Genomic DNA, 13958 nt, shown 5'->3' with positions numbered 1-13958 from the left:
ATCAAGGTATGCGTACGTCTGGGGCCGAAGCAGCCCCCGGCAAAGTCATGCGAATGCGCGAGCTGCCATGTCCAGCCGATGCAAAGGCTCCAGCACGCGCAGTGGTCGCAGATGAAGCTCGGCCACTCAGCGGCTTACCCGCCTGCAACTGCTCATAAATGCCCGTGACCGCTTTGACGTAATTCATCGTTTCTTTATAGGGCGGAATGGCCTTGCCAAATTTCTGCACCGCGCCTTCGCCCGCGTTATAGGCGGCCAGTACCAGATCAAGCCGTTCGGGGAACAGCGTCATCAGATAGCCGAGGTAGCGGGCGCCTGCGGGAATATTCACGGCAGGGTCAGCCAGTTGTTCCTGCATGCTGCGGCTTTTGCTGGCGGCCACGCCAAAGCGCTCGGCGGTGGCAGGCATCAGCTGCATCAGGCCCACAGCCCCCTTGGGAGACACGGCTCCGGGGTCAAAGCCAGACTCCACCGCAATCACGGCCTTCAGCAACTCGTATTCCACGCCCGTTCTTTCCGCGGCCTTTTGCAGGTGCGGCCTGACGCTTTTGTAGCGCGGTGACACTTCAAAAAAGCTCTGCACACGGGTGCGGGCTGCCAGGCCCTGCGCAGCGGTATCGGGGCGCAGGCCAGACTGAGTGCTGTCATAGCGCTCACCCTTGAAGAACAGCTTGTAGCGTTCATCCAGCGCCTCGGCCGCAAAGTGGGTGATGCCAAACTCATCCACATACGCCCACAGATCGGCATGCGCCGCCGGCGCAAACGCAAGCCAGCCAGCGCCAGCGAGCAACAACTGCGCACCTGCCAGACGAAGACCAGTGCGCAAACGCGCCAGCCTGCCGCTTTTCTGCGAAGGCTGTTGCTGAGTACAGAACAGGAAATTTGACATGGCTTGATCCAGTGACCGCAGAAGGTTGTGCGTAACGCCTGCCTTGCTCAGATGTCAATCTCCACGGCGTCACCGTGCAGTTCCATCAACTCGCGGCGGGCGGCGGCTTCGCCCTTGCCCATGAGCTTGGTGACGACGGCTGCAGCCTCTGCAAAGTCCAGATGCATGAACTGCACTGCGGGCATGCGGCGTGTATCGGGGTTGAGCGTGGTTTCCCACAGCTGCTCGGCATTCATCTCGCCCAGGCCCTTGAAGCGGCTGACCTGGCATTTCTCACGCGGCACGCCATCTTTGGCGCACTTCTCGATGATGGCTTCCAGCTCGCCTGCATCCAGCGCATAGACCTTGATGGCGGGCTTTTTGCCGCGTGCGGGCACATCCACACGGAACAGCGGAGGCAGGGCCACATGAATGTGACCGGCTTCAATGAGCTTGGGGAAATGTTTGAAGAACAGCGTGAGCAGCAGCACCTGAATGTGGGAGCCGTCCACGTCCGCATCGCTCAAGATGCAAATCTTGCCGTAGCGCAGACCAGACAGGTCGGGCTCGTCATGAGGGCCATGTGGGTCCACACCAATCGCCACCGAAATATCGTGAATTTCGTTGTTGGCAAACAGGCGGTCGCGGTCCACTTCCCAGGTGTTGAGTACCTTGCCGCGCAGCGGCAGGATGGCCTGCGTTTCCTTGTCGCGGCCCATCTTGGCGCTGCCGCCGGCAGAGTCACCCTCGACCAGAAACACTTCGTTGACGCTGATGTCCTTGCTTTCGCAATCGGTCAGCTTGCCGGGCAGCACAGCCACACCACTACCCTTGCGCTTTTCCACCTTCTGACCGGCCTTCTGGCGCGTCTGGGCGGCCTTGATGGCCAGCTCTGCGAGCTTCTTTCCCCACTCCACATGCTCGTTGAGCCAGAGTTCCAGCACGGGGCGCACAAAGCCCGAAACCAGACGCACGGCGTCGCGCGAATTCAGGCGCTCTTTGATCTGGCCCTGAAACTGCGGATCCAGCACCTTGGTGTTGAGCACATAGCTGGCGCGGGCAAACACATCGTCAGGCATGAGCTTGACGCCCTTGGGCAGCAGCGAATGCATGTCGATAAAGGCTTTGACGGCCTGAAACAGACCATCGCGCAGGCCGCTGTCATGCGTGCCACCAGCGGTGGTGGGGATCAGGTTGACATAGCTTTCGCGCAGCGGCGAGCCGTCTTCGGTAAAGGCCACGCACCAGGCCGCGCCTTCGCCTTCGGCAAAGCTGTCGTTGTTTTTGTCGGCAAAGCCCTCGCCCTCAAACAGGGGGATGACAGGCTCGCCATGCAGGCTTTGCGCCAGATAGTCACGCAGGCCGCCCTTGAATTGCCAGGTTTGCGTATCGCGCGTCTTTTCATTGACCAGCGTAACGGCCACGCCGGGCATGAGCACGGCTTTGCTGCGCAGCAAATGCACCAGCTCGCCCATGGGCAGGGCCGAAGACTCAAAATATTTGGCATCAGGCCAGGCCCGCACGGTAGTGCCATGCTTGCGCTCGCCGGGCTGCAGATCACGAATCTGCAGCGGCTCAATCACATCACCAGCCGAGAACACCAGCGTGGCGACCTGACCATCGCGGTGCACCGCCACTTCAAGGCGAGTGGCCAGCGCATTGGTCACCGAGACGCCCACGCCGTGCAGGCCGCCGGAGAAGCTGTAAGCCCCGCCATTGCCCTTGTCGAACTTGCCACCGGCGTGCAGACGCGTGAAGACCAGCTCCACCACGGGCGCTTTTTCTTCAGGGTGCATGCCAAAGGGAATGCCGCGACCGTCGTCTTCCACGCTGTATGAGCCGTCGGCGTGTATGGTGAACTTGATCTTTTTGCCGTAACCGGCAAGTGCCTCATCGGCCGCGTTGTCGAGCACCTCCTGCAATATATGCAGGGGGTTGTCGGTACGCGTGTACATGCCGGGTCGCTGTTTGACAGGCTCCAGACCCTTGAGAACGCGGATCGAGCCTTCGGAATATTCGTTGGACGGTTTGACTGCCATGGGGGCGGATTGTAGTGGGCTCTCCAGATGAATGCTGGATAAATTCACAGTTGTTTACTCCCAATACTCTTGCACAAAGCCAGAAAAACTGTCTTTGGCATGTGTTTTTGCTTGCAGAGCGAGCACTATAAACCTCATCAAAACAATAGCTTGCAGCGCCTTTATTCAATGAGTTTCAACGCTATTCAATGCTGAAATCCATGAACAACAAGTGCAAAGTGCTCACTTTTTAAAATCAACCCTAACGCTATCGCGCACTTCCAGCCACTTCTCAGGGCCGACAGCCACGCCCCGCTCTCGCATTCCGGCAAGTGAGCCTGCCGCGCAGGCGACGGCCAGCGTACGCGCAAAAGCCGTTGTTTCGTTAAAGTCGAGTACTGACACGTTTTCCGCACGCACGGTATGACAACAAAGACAACACAACCATCGCTGTCCATGGCGCAGATTCTTCTGTGCGGTGGTGCCATCGTCACCCTTTCGATGGGCATACGCCATGGCTTTGGCCTGTGGCTGCAACCTATCACGCAGGAGATGGGCTGGACGCGCGAAAGCTTCTCGCTGGCCATTGCCGTGCAAAACCTGTCATGGGGCATTTTGGGCATTTTTGTCGGCATGCTGGCCGACCGCATCGGTGCCTTCAAGGTGCTGATTGGTGGATCTATTCTGTATGCGCTGGGTCTGGTCGGCATGGCGCTATCGCCTACCAGCACAATGTTTTTGCTCACCGCCGGGGTATTGATCGGCGCGGCACAGGCGGGCACCACCTATGCCGTGATCTACGGCGTGCTGGGGCGGCAGATTCCCGTGGCGCGGCGCAGCTGGGCTATGGGCGTGGCCGCGGCAGCGGGATCGTTCGGCCAGTTCTTCATGGTACCGGTGGAGGGCGGGCTGATTGCGCAGTTCGGCTGGTCTAACGCCTTGCTGGTCCTGGCGGTGTTCGCCCTGCTGATTGCCGGTCTGGCCTTTGGCCTGCGTGAGCCTGGCTTTAGCGGCGGCACACCTATCAAGCGTGAGCAGACTGTGGTGCAGGCGCTCAAAGAGGCCTGGTCTTACCCCAGCTTTTTGCTGCTGATGGCGGGCTACTTTGTCTGCGGCTTTCAGGTCATGTTCATCGGCGTGCACATGCCCAGCTACCTCAAAGACTTTGGCATGGCGCCGCATGTGGCCAGCTACTCTCTGGCGCTGGTGGGCCTGTTCAACATCTTTGGCACCTATCTGGCGGGCAATCTGGGCCAGAAAATGCCCAAACGCTACCTGCTGTCGGGCATCTATAGCCTGCGCTCGGTGGCCACGGTCGGCTTTTTGCTAGCTCCGCTGTCGCCCTGGTCGGTCTACATCTTCTGCGCGGCCATGGGCTTTTTATGGCTGTCTACTGTGCCGCTGACCAATGCCACCATCGCCCAGATTTTTGGCGTACAGCACCTGTCCATGCTGGGCGGCTTTGTGTTCTTCAGCCACCAGATCGGCAGCTTTCTGGGCGTGTGGCTGGGCGGCTATCTGTATGACATCAACGGCAACTACGACATGGTCTGGTACATCTCGATTGGACTGGGCATCTTTGCCGCCCTCGTCAACCTGCCGGTTCGCGAAAGCGCCATTGTGCGCCGCAGCACAGTCACTCCAGCCTGAAGCCATGCAGATCAAACTCTGGCAACGCATCCTCATCTGGGCCGCCATTCTGGCGGTGCTGCTGGCCGTGTTTGCCCTGTATCTGCAACCGCAATTCATGCTCACACTGGCGGACCAAGTCTGGGCCTGCTTCTGAGCTTTGGGTGCCACCCGGCCCCGCAGTCAGGCCGGGAGAAAGCATGCACCGTATCGTGATTACTGGCACGTCTGACGGCATTGGCGCTGAAATGGCCCGCCAGCTGGCGCAAACCTATCAAAGCCAGCTGCAACTGACACTGGCCGCGCGCAATGCAGACAATCTGCAAGCCGTGGCCCGCCAGTGCGAGGCGCATGGCACTCAGGTGCTGGTGCAGCCCACCGATGTCTCCGCCGAAGCCCAGTGCCGCACGCTGATTGCAGAAGCCGTGCACCGCTTTGGCGGCATCGATGTGTTGATCAATAACGCAGGCATCTCAGCCCACGCCTTGCTGGAAGAGGTCAGCGCCCAAGACCTGAACTGGTACGAGCAACTGATGCGCATCAACCTCTGGGGCAGTGTCTGGTGCACCCATGCTGCGCTGCCACATCTCAAGGCCAGCAAGGGGGCCATCGTCGCCGTGTCATCGCTGGCCGGTCTGATCGGTGTGCCGGGCCGCACGGCCTACAGCGCCAGCAAATTTGCCATGACCGGTTTTTTTGAAGCGCTGCGCGCCGAACTCAAACCCGCAGGCGTGAGCGTCATGCTGGCCTACCCCGGCGTAGTGGCGACGCAGATTCGCAACCGCGGCTACAACGCCAAAGGCGTGGCCGCAGGCGTCAGCGGCCTCAAGGAAGACAAAGCCATGTCGGTAGAAGAATGCGCGCGCCTCATCATCCGCGGCATGAACCAGCGCCAACGCGAGGTGGTGATGGACAAAGGCAAGCTGGGCCGCCTACTCAAGCTGGTTGCGCCCGGCGTGGTGGAGAACATGGCGCTGGCGGCACTCAAGGACGATGTGAAACCGCATTGACCCCCACCAGGCGCATGACAGTGACAGACCCTGTCAGCCCCCTGCAGCGCGGCGCTGCTATAGTTTTTGCAAGATGACTTGCAAAACACCCGACGCACCTCAAGGCGCTCAACCGAGCCCAAGCCCCCTGCCTTCAATGACTGCAGCCCATGGCGCGCAAGCGCCTTCCGCATGGATTACCCGCTTCGCCCATCTGGTACGCCCGCAAGGCACGGTGCTGGATCTGGCCTGCGGCATGGGTCGCCACACCCGCTATTTTTTCGCATCAAATCATGCTCTAACCAGCGTAGACAAATCGCAAGAAGCTACGCAATCCATAGCAGACATCGCAGAAACCATTACCGCTGATATCGAAAACGGCTCCTGGCCGCTGGCAGGTCGCAGTTTTGACGGCGTGGTCATCACCAACTACCTCTGGCGCCCACTGTGGCCGCAGATTCTGGCCAGCGTCAAACCCGGCGGCGTGCTGCTGTATGAAACCTTTGGCCACGGCAATGAGGCCTACGGCAAGCCCTCGCGCCCGGATTTTTTGCTGGCACCCGGCGAGCTGCTACAAGTCTGTGCTGGCTGGACCATCGTCGCCTACGAGCATGGCGTGCTGCACCAGCCCGACCGTGTGGTGCAGCGTATTGCCGCCATCAAGCCGGCTGACTCTGTGGCAAACACCGCCTTCCCTCTGCAAAGCTGACCCCCGTGCCCAACTGCGCGCTGTTGCTCGCCCACGGCCAACACCCCAACCCCGCCACCGAATAGCCCGTCCAGCCCGGTGGCCCTTTAAAGGCGGGACGAGTGGTACAGCAGCACGCCACTGCTATTGAGCACGCTGCAGGGCGATGCCCGGAGCGACGAGCATATTGGCAGCTTCAACGCCAAGACCAGCTTGGCTGGTTACAACGGTGTGCCTGCCCTGCGTCAATGCACAGGGTGAAGAGAGCCGCTATATCTGGGAAGAGATGCTGCCTATCAGCGGCCAGGAAATCATCCCCCTGCCAGCACAAAACCATTGAGTGCGGCTTCAGCAGCACGCAGCCCAGGGCACTGCTCGGCACAAGCGGCTGGCGATTGACAGCAAAGGCCGCCCTCGTGTCTGTCTACAGCACGAGCGGAAAAGGCTGTCAGCCCCTGATGTTGACTGCAGCCGCTTCGCCGCAAAATGAAAAAGGTGAGCTGCTCACGCTTATTCAGCAAAGGCCAGAAGCTGAAATAGTCATGCTATTTATCAAAGACTTCGGCCTTGACCCAAGTGGCCAGACCTGGAGCTATTGCCTCAACGCATGCCGTCTAAAAAACCCTTACGCCAAGCAATCAATATGACGCCAGAAAATCCAATATTTCGTCATTTCGTCGTTTATTGACAATATTTTGACTAAAACAGAGTTTTGCTCGACACTGTTTACCATAAACCACTGCCGGGACCCTTTCCCTGTTTGTAGAATTCATTTTTCCCGTTTCTGATTGCGGATATGACATCACCCTCCGTCGCCCTCACTGGCAGCATTGTTGCCCTCATTACGCCCATGCTCGAAGACGGTAGCGTCGACTACCCGTCGCTGCGCAAACTCATCGACTGGCATGTGGCCGAAGGCACCAGCTGCATCGGTGTGGTTGGCACGACTGGTGAGTCACCCACCGTCAATGTTGAAGAGCACCGCGAAATCATTCGCGTCTCCGTCGAGCAAGCCGCAGGCCGCGTCTCCATCATGGCTGGCTGCGGTGCCAACAGCACGCACGAAGCGATTGAGCTGGCCAAATACGCCAAGATGGTGGGTGCAGACAGCCAGCTGCAGGTGGTTCCCTACTACAACAAGCCCACACAGGAAGGCCAGTACCAGCACTTCAAGGCCATTGCCGAAGCCACTGGTGACCTGCCCGTAATCCTCTACAACGTGCCCGGCCGCTCGGTCGCAGACATGCAGCACGACACCGTGCTGCGTCTGGCTCAGATCCCCGGCATCATCGGTATCAAGGAAGCCACCGGCAATATCGAGCGCGCTCAGTGGCTGATTCGCGATGTGCCCGCCGGCTTTGGCGTTTACTCCGGTGATGACCCCACTGCCGTGGCTCTAATGCTCTGCGGCGGTCACGGCAACATCAGCGTGACAGCCAACGTGGCTCCTCGCCTGATGAGCGAGCTGTGCAAAGCGGCCATGGCTGGCGATACCAAGCGCGCCATGGAAATCCAGTTCAAGCTGATGCCTCTGCACAAGAGTCTGTTTGTAGAAGCCAATCCCATTCCCGTGAAATGGGCAGCAGCCCGCATGGGCTTGTGCGGCCCCGCCATGCGCCTACCCATGACCCCTTTGAGCGAGCAATATGAGGCGCTTGTCGAGGGTGCTCTCAGTAAAGTTGGCATTCTCTGACTGAGTTGCGCTAAGCTAGCGGTTTTTCGCATTTAGCTTGAACCGCTACCCAAGGACAATCCGCGTGAAACAACAAACAGCACGTTTGGGCTTGCTCAGCATCGCACTGGGTCTTTCTGCCTGCTCGACCACGTTCCAAGAGACCAAGATTGACTACAAGAGCGCGGGCAAGAACCAAGCTCCTTCTCTTGAAGTCCCTCCTGATCTGACGCAGCTGTCGCAAGACTCGCGCTACAACGTCCCTGGTGGCGTTGTGTCCGCAGCTGCCATGCAGGCTAATGCCAAGGCTGCAAAGCCTGCCGACAGCAGCACAGCAGCCAACAAGATTGGTGACGTCCGCATTGAGCGCGACGGCGCCGAGCACTGGCTGGTGGTGGACCGCGCTGCCGACAAGCTCTGGGAACCTACCCGTGACTTCTGGCTGGAAAACGGCTTCATCTACGCGATGGAAGACCGCCAGCTGGGCATTCTGGAAACAGACTGGGCCGAAAACCGCGCCAAATTGCCCCAGGACATCATCCGCAAGAGCCTGGGCAAGGTGTTCGATTCGCTTTACTCCACCAGCGAGCGCGACAAGTTCCGCACCCGCCTGGAGCGCGAAGCCGATGGTAAGACCCGCATCTATGTCACTCACCGTGGCATGCAGGAGGTCTACACCAGCGAGCGCAAGGACAACACCATCTGGCAACCTCGCCCCCGCGATCCTGAGCTGGAAACAGAATTTCTGCGCCGAATCATGGTCAAGCTGGGCGTGAGCGAAGAACAGGCATCGGCTGTCGCCAAGGCTGACAAGTCTGCCGCCGTCGCTTCGAGCAGCGCACGCATGGACACTGTCAACGGCGTGCCTACCCTGCAACTGGACGAAGGCTTCGAGCGCGCCTGGCGCCGCGTGGGCGTGGCACTGGATCGCACCGGCTTTACCGTGGAAGACCGCGACCGCAGCCGCGGCATCTACTTTGTGCGTTATGTCGATCCAAACGCCAAGCCAGAGGCCAAGGGCTTCTTCAGCAAGATCTTCAGCCAAGGCAAGGAAGCTGCTGCCCCCGCCAAGTACCAGATTCAGGTCAAGGGCGAAGGCAACAAGTCCCAGGTCAGCGTTCTGAACGAACAAGGCCAGCCAGACAGCAGCACCAACAGCCAGCGCATTGTGCGCATCATTACCGATGATCTGAAGTAAATTTCAGCCCCCTAGAAAAGCCACCGTGACAATAGTCATCGGTGGCTTTTTCATGTGTGCTCGAGAAAGCGGGATAAGCCTGCAAGAAAACAAAAAATAATGCGCAAAGTACAGACGTAAAAAAACCGCACCTGAGTGCGGTTTTTTTGTGTTTGAAGCCGAAGCTTCAAACTTGCTTAAGCAGCTTACTTGGCTGTAGCAGCGCCAGTGGCGGCATCAGCTTCAGTCTTAGCGGCGTCAGCAGCAGGAGCAGCTTCAGCGGCAGGAGCAGCATCAGCAGCGGGGGCAGCAGGAGCGGCTTCAGCGGCGGGAGCAGCAGGAGCTTCCACAGCAGGTGCGGGAGCAGCAGGAGCTTCCACAGCAGGTGCAGCAGCAGGAGCTTCAGTCTTCTTGTCGCCACAAGCAGCCAGAGCAGCAGCAGCAATCACAGTAGCCAGAATCAGAGAGTTCTTCATGACAGTTTCCTAGTTGGAGGTTCAGCAGACAGTATGCAGATTGCCATTACGGTCAGCTTTTTGCAGCTATTGATCGCTATGGCAGATCAGTTCAAACGATAAATTTGACTCAGCACGCATTATAGGTAGATTTGCTCATTACTGACTAAGACTGACAGCAACTCAACAAATCTGCACAAATCGGTGCATTTCTTATTTACCGGGCAAGCCTTCGCTTGCCATGGATCACACTGTGATCCATAAATTCTTTCCTGTCAATTCCCTGACAGAGCTTTCATAAAGATTTACAAAACCCGTACAAAGCCTCTTCAATTATCAGCAGGAACCCATAGAGGGTAAGCCCGTAACTTAGCACGGAGCCCGTTACAAGTCCACCCTCCAATTAATCACCTGAGCGAACCCAGCCCGCATCAAACCACGATGACAGCAGCTCCAGAGCATCATCGCTGGCACTTGCCAGGTCCTTGCGAGACAGCATCCGCGTGTCCGCCAGCTTCCGCATCAGCGTCGCATCGCGGCCACCGGCCAGATAGCTTTCTCCGTTGATGAAGATGTGCTTGGCGTCATACATCATGCGGGTCCGGCGATCGAGCACAACGCTTTCGAACATGCCGTTTTCATCGCCGTGCTCAAACCAGACATTGGGCTTGGGATCCGACAGATACTCACCCAGAGCACGCTCCAGTGCCAGCGGCTCGGCCAGCGCCTTTTGCAGGGCTTCGCGGGCAAAGTCATACATGCCAGCCGGAATTTCAGCGGGGTTGCTGACTGCCTCCTGCTTGGGGTCACGGTAAATGACGGGGTTTTCTGGCTCGTCAGGCTCGTCAGACATGCGCAGCAGCAGCTCACGGCCCATCTCACCACGGTCAGGTGAACGGAAGCCGATGGAGTACGTCATGCACTCGCCTTCGGCAACGCCGTCATGCGCCCACTTGGGAGGCAGGTACAGCATGTCACCAGGCTCCAGCACAAACTCTTCTTCGGGCTCGAAGTTCGCGAGAATCTTCAAAGGCTTGTCTTCCTGCAGCGACAAATCTTTCTGGCGACCAATGCGCCAGCGACGCTTTCCATGGGCTTGCAGCAGGAACACGTCATAGCTATCAAAGTGCGGGCCCACGCCGCCCTTGTCCGTCGCAAAGCTGATCATCAGGTCATCCAGGCGCGCCTCAGGCACAAAGCGGAACTGCTGCAGCAGCTCATGGGCCTTGTCGTCATGCATGTCCACGCCCTGCACCAGCACCGACCAGCCCGGCTTGGTGAGCGCGGGCAGGCTGCGGCGAGACAAGGGGCCGTGACTCAGCTTCCAGTTGTCACCGTCAAGCTGCTGAATCAGGCGCGACTCCACACCCTCTTCACCGGCCATGGCCAGCAGCCGAGCACGCGGGATAGGTGCTTTGAAGCCGGGAATGGCCTGACGCACCAGCAAAGGCTTTTTATGCCAGTGCTTGCGCATGAATTGGGAAGCGGTGAGCCCACCGAGCAAGGCGAGTGGCGTGTTGATGTCCATGAAAATACAGTCCTGCTATCTAAGCGATGGTCTGCATTGTCCTATAGCCCCCAATAACGCCGGTCAGCGCAGATCAATGACCAAGCGATCAAGCATGCACCGGACCTAAGTGCATTCTGGCTTCAGGCAAAGCGGGATAGATATTTAAGCGCCCGCTGAGCAGCTTTGCCACGACCCCCTCTCTCTTCGCGCTGCGCGCCAGGGAGGTGGGATGACCGCTTCGCTGCGCGGCGGCGCTTGCTATCTTTCGATTGGACATGCCTGATCAGGCTTGGTGCCTAGCCGCTGAAAACTAAAAAAGCCGCCCGACTTGGGAGCCCAGGCGACCTTTTAGCCTTTGCAACTCTTTATTTGATAGCTGCTTGCGCTTGATAGGTAAGCGCTACAGGCCTGTTTGGCATTTAGTTCAGTCAATGACTCGTCGCAAGCCCGGCTCTGAACTGCACCGGCGTCTGTCCCGTGTGCTGCTTGAACAAGCGGCTCAGATGGGCACCGCTGGCAAAGCCACAGGCCAGCGCCAGCTCGGTCAGCGTGCAGTGCTGGTTGGCCCGTTTGCGCACATCTTGCTGAAACAGCGCAATGCGCTGGGCCCAGACATACTGGTTGATGCTCAGTTCATCATCGGCAAAGGCGTTGTAGAGATGGCGTTTGCTGCAGTTGAGCGCAGCGGCCATGCCATCGGCAGACAAGCCCGGGTCACGCAGATGCTGGCGCACATAAGCCCTGATGCGGCTGTTGAGCAGCTCGCTGGCGCTCAGCGTTGAGGCTCGGCCACAAGCCTCTAACAGGGACAGCTGAATGAGCTGCACCAGCGAATCCGTCACATGCTGGGCCACACCCGGCCCCATCACCCGGCATTCGGCAAACATGCCGCGCATCATGTCCAGCGCAATGCGCGAGACGCCTTCGGTGCCGCCCACATAGCTGCCCATCAGCGCATCCACGGCGCGGCCATGCTCGGCAAAGCGGCTTTTGGGCAGGGTGATGATCAAGTGCTCGCACCACTCGGGGTTGAGCACCTCGTATTCCTGCGTGCTGTCGTAGATCAGCCATTGGCCGCTGCGCGCATGGGCCTGGCGGCCTTTCTGGCAGACGCTGGCCGCGCCTTGCCAGGGGGCAACGATCTTGAGGAAGTCCGTGCTGTGACTGGCCATGCTGGCCGAAGTGCGCCGCACACGGTGGCGGCTGGCCTCTATTTGGGTCATCCCCACAGCACCCAGCTCAAAGGTGTTGAGACGCGCCGAGAACTGCTGGTCGTCATAGACATCGCTTTCCAGGCCATACAGCGACGACATCCAGTGCTGCCATGCACCAATGGCCTGCTTGCCTTGCATCTCTGTCGTCTGATAAGCGGCGGTGGCCTGGGGCATGCGGACTCCTCGGTCGTTAACACATTCTCCCTGCACGTAACAGGATGCTTCATTATCCATAGCAGCCTGCCCAGCTCTTTCTCGCGCCCAGCGCCACAAAGGGAAATTGGTATTTACCCAGAGAGGTCTGCACGGCCAGACAAGACTTTGTGCACACCCAGACAAACCCCTGCGGCGCGGTGTTCCTACGATGGGAAAAAACCGGGTTCAGAGCGTATGACTGATCTGAGAACCGGAACCATCCACACAGGAGACAAGCATGAATCTCAGCAACAAGCGCTTTATTCTCAAGAGTCTGGTCGCCGCTACCGCGCTGGCCGGTCTGGGCGGCGCGGCCCTGGCACAAGAAGCGCCCAAGTCCATCCGCATCGGCTGGGCCATTGCCAAGACCGGCATCAACGCGGGCGGGACCTCCGTCACCACCGCGCCCAACTACAAGCTGTGGGTCAAGGAGATCAATGATGCGGGCGGCATCATGCTCAAGGCCTATAACAAGCGCGTGCCGATTGAAGTCATCGAGTACGACGACCGCTCCAGCACCGAAGAAGCCGTGCGTGCCACCGAACGCCTGATCACGCAGGACAAGGTGGACTTTGTGCTGCCGCCGTGGAGCACGGGCTCCAATCTGGCCGTGGGGCCGACCTACGAAAAACACAAATACCCGCTGCTGGCCGCCACATCGGTGACCGACAAGGCGCCTGAGCTGGCCAAACGCTGGAAGCATGCCTTCTTCTTCCTGGGCACCGGCGGTGAATACGCCGAAGACCTGGTCGCCATGCTGGAAAAGGCCAAGAAGGAAGGCAAGATCAACAACAAGATCGCCATGATCAACATCGCCGACGGCTTTGGCGTGGAACTGGCCAATGCCACGCGCAAGGCGGCCAAGCAGCATGGCTTTGAGCTGGTGTACGACAAAAGCTACCCCATCGGCACGCAAGACATGACGCCCGTCATCAACGAAGCCAAGGGCAAGGGCGCGGACACCTTCGTCGCCTACTCCTACCCGCCCGACACCATGCTGATCAATGAGCAGGCCAAGACACTGGGCCTGACACCCAAGGTGCTGTTCACCGGCGTGGGCACGCAGTTCCCCATGTTCAAGGGCAAGTTTGGCGCGGCGGCTGAAGGCGTGATGGCTCCCGGCGGCATCGATGCCAGCAATCCGCAGATGCAGGCCTATCTGAAGCGCTTCAAGGAAGTCACGGGCCAGGAAAGCGACCGCTTTGCCAGCCCCATCGTCTACACCTCGCTGCAAATGCTGCAGCAGTCGATTGAGCGCGTCGGCAAGATTGACCGCGCCGCCGTGACGCAAGAGCTCAAGACCGGCAGCTTCGACACCGTGCTGGGCAATGTGAAGCTGGAAGGCCAGATGCTGACCAAGCTCTGGCATGTGGGCCAGTGGCAGAACGGCGAGTTCAACGCCATTGCTCCCGTTAACCGCGCTGGCGTGAAGCCGGCGGTGATTCCGCGTGTCACCCCCTAAGGCGCTGCGCGCCTTCTCCCTCTCTCGCTTTGCTTCGCAATGCGGGAGGGGGACAGCCTCACTGCACGGCAGCGCTTGCTC

13 protein-coding genes are annotated in these 13958 nt (G+C 59.1%); 8 read left to right on the top strand and 5 right to left on the bottom strand.

The genetic code is table 11. The features are described from left to right. Position 1 precedes the first annotated feature (1 nt). Together HF327_RS13825 and HF327_RS13820 are read right to left on the bottom strand one after the other, a co-directional pair. Positions 2 to 889, bottom strand: a complete 888-nt coding sequence (locus HF327_RS13825) for a lytic transglycosylase domain-containing protein (protein WP_198460718.1) — start codon at positions 887 to 889, stop codon at positions 2 to 4. A gap of 47 nt (positions 890 to 936) precedes the next feature. Then, complete coding sequence (locus HF327_RS13820; protein ID WP_198460717.1) at positions 937 to 2907, bottom strand: DNA topoisomerase IV subunit B; 1971 nt, start codon at positions 2905 to 2907, stop codon at positions 937 to 939. A 402-nt stretch (positions 2908 to 3309) separates the two neighbouring features. On the opposite strand from HF327_RS13820, the gene HF327_RS13815 reads away from it, so the two are divergent. The 7 genes from HF327_RS13815 (at position 3310) to bamC (ending at position 9062) form a co-directional block, all read left to right on the top strand. Next, positions 3310 to 4536 carry an MFS transporter gene (locus HF327_RS13815; RefSeq protein WP_236024191.1) on the top strand — a complete coding sequence of 409 codons (1227 nt, stop codon included), beginning with the start codon at positions 3310 to 3312 and terminating at the stop codon, positions 4534 to 4536. A 4-nt stretch (positions 4537 to 4540) separates the two neighbouring features. Then, the gene (locus tag HF327_RS22315; RefSeq protein ID WP_268904701.1) at positions 4541 to 4672 is read left to right on the top strand and encodes a hypothetical protein; all 132 of its coding nucleotides are present in this window, start codon (positions 4541 to 4543) and stop codon (positions 4670 to 4672) included. 43 nt (positions 4673 to 4715) lie between these two features. Further along, positions 4716 to 5525 (top strand): SDR family oxidoreductase, encoded by an 810-nt coding sequence (locus tag HF327_RS13810; RefSeq protein ID WP_198460716.1) that lies wholly within the window; start codon positions 4716 to 4718, stop codon positions 5523 to 5525. 136 nt (positions 5526 to 5661) lie between these two features. Next, positions 5662 to 6213 carry a class I SAM-dependent methyltransferase gene (locus HF327_RS13805; protein ID WP_236024190.1) on the top strand — a complete coding sequence of 184 codons (552 nt, stop codon included), beginning with the start codon at positions 5662 to 5664 and terminating at the stop codon, positions 6211 to 6213. Between the two features lie 395 nt (positions 6214 to 6608). After that, on the top strand, positions 6609 to 6839 hold the full coding sequence (locus HF327_RS13800; protein ID WP_198460714.1) for a hypothetical protein: 231 nt from the start codon (positions 6609 to 6611) through the stop codon (positions 6837 to 6839). Between the two features lie 149 nt (positions 6840 to 6988). Next, positions 6989 to 7885, top strand: coding sequence for a 4-hydroxy-tetrahydrodipicolinate synthase (gene dapA / locus HF327_RS13795; RefSeq protein WP_198460713.1), 897 nt, complete (start codon positions 6989 to 6991; stop codon positions 7883 to 7885). 64 nt (positions 7886 to 7949) lie between these two features. Continuing rightward, complete coding sequence (gene bamC / locus HF327_RS13790) at positions 7950 to 9062, top strand: outer membrane protein assembly factor BamC (RefSeq protein WP_198460712.1); 1113 nt, start codon at positions 7950 to 7952, stop codon at positions 9060 to 9062. 185 nt (positions 9063 to 9247) lie between these two features. On the opposite strand, the gene HF327_RS13785 is transcribed toward bamC, so the two are convergent. From HF327_RS13785 to HF327_RS13775, 3 genes are all read right to left on the bottom strand, one after another. Continuing rightward, positions 9248 to 9517, bottom strand: coding sequence for a hypothetical protein (locus HF327_RS13785; RefSeq protein ID WP_198460711.1), 270 nt, complete (start codon positions 9515 to 9517; stop codon positions 9248 to 9250). Positions 9518 to 9899: 382 nt separating this feature from the next. Continuing rightward, positions 9900 to 11024 (bottom strand): cupin domain-containing protein, encoded by a 1125-nt coding sequence (locus tag HF327_RS13780; RefSeq protein ID WP_198460710.1) that lies wholly within the window; start codon positions 11022 to 11024, stop codon positions 9900 to 9902. Positions 11025 to 11434: 410 nt separating this feature from the next. After that, positions 11435 to 12394, bottom strand: coding sequence for an AraC-like ligand-binding domain-containing protein (locus tag HF327_RS13775; protein ID WP_198460709.1), 960 nt, complete (start codon positions 12392 to 12394; stop codon positions 11435 to 11437). A 259-nt stretch (positions 12395 to 12653) separates the two neighbouring features. On the opposite strand from HF327_RS13775, the gene HF327_RS13770 reads away from it, so the two are divergent. Next, positions 12654 to 13877, top strand: a complete 1224-nt coding sequence (locus HF327_RS13770) for an amino acid ABC transporter substrate-binding protein (RefSeq protein ID WP_198460708.1) — start codon at positions 12654 to 12656, stop codon at positions 13875 to 13877. Positions 13878 to 13958 lie beyond the last annotated feature (81 nt).

Origin of the sequence: Comamonas suwonensis (genome assembly GCF_012844455.2) — a bacterium.
GTDB classification, from domain to species: Bacteria; Pseudomonadota; Gammaproteobacteria; order Burkholderiales; family Burkholderiaceae_C; genus Comamonas; species Comamonas suwonensis.
The sequence above is the reverse complement of the archived record's forward strand: the minus strand, read 5'-3'. Positions and strand labels throughout refer to the sequence as shown.

What these genes read in the sequence shown, in the direction of transcription:
- HF327_RS13825 (WP_198460718.1), bottom strand. Translation starts at nt 889, where the DNA reads ATGTCAAATTTCCTGTTCTGTACTCAGCAACAGCCTTCGCAGAAAAGC.
- HF327_RS13820 (WP_198460717.1), bottom strand. Translation starts at nt 2,907, where the DNA reads ATGGCAGTCAAACCGTCCAACGAATATTCCGAAGGCTCGATCCGCGTT.
- HF327_RS13815 (WP_236024191.1), top strand. Translation starts at nt 3,310, where the DNA reads ATGACAACAAAGACAACACAACCATCGCTGTCCATGGCGCAGATTCTT.
- HF327_RS22315 (WP_268904701.1), top strand. Translation starts at nt 4,541, where the DNA reads ATGCAGATCAAACTCTGGCAACGCATCCTCATCTGGGCCGCCATTCTG.
- HF327_RS13810 (WP_198460716.1), top strand. Translation starts at nt 4,716, where the DNA reads ATGCACCGTATCGTGATTACTGGCACGTCTGACGGCATTGGCGCTGAA.
- HF327_RS13805 (WP_236024190.1), top strand. Translation starts at nt 5,662, where the DNA reads ATGACTGCAGCCCATGGCGCGCAAGCGCCTTCCGCATGGATTACCCGC.
- dapA (WP_198460713.1), top strand. Translation starts at nt 6,989, where the DNA reads ATGACATCACCCTCCGTCGCCCTCACTGGCAGCATTGTTGCCCTCATT.
- HF327_RS13785 (WP_198460711.1), bottom strand. Translation starts at nt 9,517, where the DNA reads ATGAAGAACTCTCTGATTCTGGCTACTGTGATTGCTGCTGCTGCTCTG.
- HF327_RS13780 (WP_198460710.1), bottom strand. Translation starts at nt 11,024, where the DNA reads ATGGACATCAACACGCCACTCGCCTTGCTCGGTGGGCTCACCGCTTCC.
- HF327_RS13775 (WP_198460709.1), bottom strand. Translation starts at nt 12,394, where the DNA reads ATGCCCCAGGCCACCGCCGCTTATCAGACGACAGAGATGCAAGGCAAG.
- HF327_RS13770 (WP_198460708.1), top strand. Translation starts at nt 12,654, where the DNA reads ATGAATCTCAGCAACAAGCGCTTTATTCTCAAGAGTCTGGTCGCCGCT.